Genomic DNA, 1,988 nt, shown 5'->3' with positions numbered 1-1,988 from the left:
ACNTGCGGGTTCATCAAGATGGTCACCGACGCCGACACCGGCCGCATCATCGGCATTACCGCCCTGGCCCAGGACGCCGGCGACCTCGCCGCCGCCGGGGTCTACATGCTCGAGGCCGGCATGACCACCAGCCAGGTCGCCAACCTCTGGAGCCCCTACCTGACCATGGCCGAAGGCCTCAAGCTCACCGCGCAGGCCTTCACCACCGACATCGCCAAGCTCTCCTGCTGCGCGGCGTGAACCTGCCCCGCACACAGGGACACCGATAGGGGACCGCCTCGCCCCGGGGCGCGAGACAAGAAAATGGGCGCCGATCAGCCCTACTTACTGGCACCCCTGCGTATCGGACCTGCAACCACCGGGGAGTTCAGTCGATGCAAGAACTCCCGTCCCAGGCCTATATCTGGACGTCTTCACGACCTCTACGTGCTCGACCCGACGAGGACAGCACTGGACGACGCGATGACCGCCTTGCGGCGCCGCCATGAGGCCGCGGTCCGTTTGGGCCGCGTCACCGCACCACCATGACCACGATCGTCACCACGTAAGCCGCGGCGACCAGACCGATCCCCAGCAGGGTGAGCACCACCCCGCGCCGGGCCGGCCGCTGGCCCTCGTCCGGCCCGGGGCCCTTGCCGTGCTTCGCGGTCATCGCGCGCTCCTAAGACGTTGCTCAAGCATGTGCGGCTCTCGCGAGCGGGCTTCCGTGCCGAGTGCTACCAGCTCAGGTCGTGACAGCCGTCGCTGCCGGCGCCCTCCACCTGCAAGGTGGCATGGGCGATACCGTAACGGTCGCGCAGCACCCGGCGCGCGCCGGCAAGCACGGCGCCGTGGTCCGCGCCCTGGTCAGCGACCAGGTGGGCCGTGGCCACGTTCATCCCCGACGTCAGGGTCCACAGGTGCAGGTCGTGGACCTCCTCCACCCCCTCGACCGCGTCCAGGTCACCGGCGACGTCCTCCGGGTCCACCCCTTCCGGGGCGTGCTGGCCCAGCACCGCGATCACCTGCCTGCCCAGAACCACCGCCCGGATGATGACGAAGACCGCGATGAGCGCCGCGACCACGACGTCCCAGATCGGCTGGCCGGTGAGAATGATCAGCACGCCGGCGACCATGACACCCACCGACCCGGCGGCGTCGGCGATCACCTCGTAGTAGGCGCCCTTGACGTTCAGGCTGTCCTTGGCCCCGCTGCGCAGCAGCAGCATGGAGATGATGTTGATCACCAGGCCGGCGAAGCCGACCGCGAGCATGGCGCCGGAGGCCACCTCCGGCGCGTCGCCCAGCCGGCTGATGGCCTCGACCACCACGTACACCCCGACCGCGAGCATCGCCAGCACCGCCAACGCCGAGGCGAACACCTCGGCCCGGTAGGAGCCATAGGTGCGTCGCCCCGTGGAGTCCGGCCGGCTCGCGATGCGCGTCGCCAGCAGCGCCGCACCCAGCACCACCACATCGGCAGCCATGTGCCCGGCATCCGACAGCAGCGCCAACGACCCCGACACCAGCCCCGCGACCAGCTCGATCAGGAAGAAGCCCGCCGTCAGGGCGAACGCCCCCGCCAGCCGCCGACGGTAGCGGCCACCGGCATGCCCGGTCGCCGGGGCATGGCTGTGTCCCGCCCCCATCAGCCCTGCCCCTCGTGGCGGGCGTGCTCACGGGAGACGTCCAGCAGCATCCGCACATGCCCGTCAGCGAGGCGGTAGTACACCATCCGCCCCTCCCGGCGGTTCTCGACCACCCCAGCGGTACGCAGCACCCGCAGCACCTGGGACACCGACGCCTCCGCGACATCGACCGACGCCGCCAGGTCACACACGCACAGCTCGCCGGCCTCCAGCAACGCATACAGCGCCCGGGCACGGCGCGGGTCCCCCAAGAGCTTGAACAGCCCGGCCAACCTGCCGGCCTCGCGCTCGTCGGGGATCCTCTCCCGGGTCAGCGCCACCTTCTCCGGATGGACGGCGGTGACCTGACACGAATCCAAC

Annotated in this window: 3 protein-coding genes and 1 pseudogene; 1 reads left to right on the top strand and 3 read right to left on the bottom strand. The window is 70.3% G+C overall.

Annotated elements, in window-relative coordinates; all coding sequences use genetic code 11:
* Positions 1–240 (top strand): annotated as a pseudogene (locus tag QL983_RS10685) (mercuric reductase); the annotation flags it as partial.
* Positions 241–511: 271 nt separating this feature from the next.
* Here QL983_RS10685 and QL983_RS10680 read toward each other — a convergent pair.
* The 3 genes from QL983_RS10680 to QL983_RS10670 form a co-directional block, all read right to left on the bottom strand.
* A complete protein-coding gene (locus QL983_RS10680) occupies positions 512–652 on the bottom strand; it encodes a hypothetical protein (protein WP_002854087.1) in 141 nt (46 codons plus the stop codon).
* A gap of 64 nt (positions 653–716) precedes the next feature.
* Positions 717–1,628 (bottom strand): cation diffusion facilitator family transporter, encoded by a 912-nt coding sequence (locus QL983_RS10675; protein WP_002854089.1) that lies wholly within the window; start codon positions 1,626–1,628, stop codon positions 717–719.
* The gene (locus QL983_RS10670) at positions 1,628–1,987 is read right to left on the bottom strand and encodes a metalloregulator ArsR/SmtB family transcription factor (RefSeq protein ID WP_144869343.1); all 360 of its coding nucleotides are present in this window, start codon (positions 1,985–1,987) and stop codon (positions 1,628–1,630) included. The genes QL983_RS10675 and QL983_RS10670 overlap by 1 nt, the downstream gene beginning before the upstream one ends.
* Between the last annotated feature and the right edge of the window lies 1 nt (position 1,988).

It is taken from the genome of Micrococcus sp. APC 4021 (assembly GCF_030407635.1).
GTDB classification, from domain to species: domain Bacteria; phylum Actinomycetota; class Actinomycetes; order Actinomycetales; family Micrococcaceae; genus Micrococcus; species Micrococcus luteus.
The sequence above is the reverse complement of the archived record's forward strand: the minus strand, read 5'-3'. Positions and strand labels throughout refer to the sequence as shown.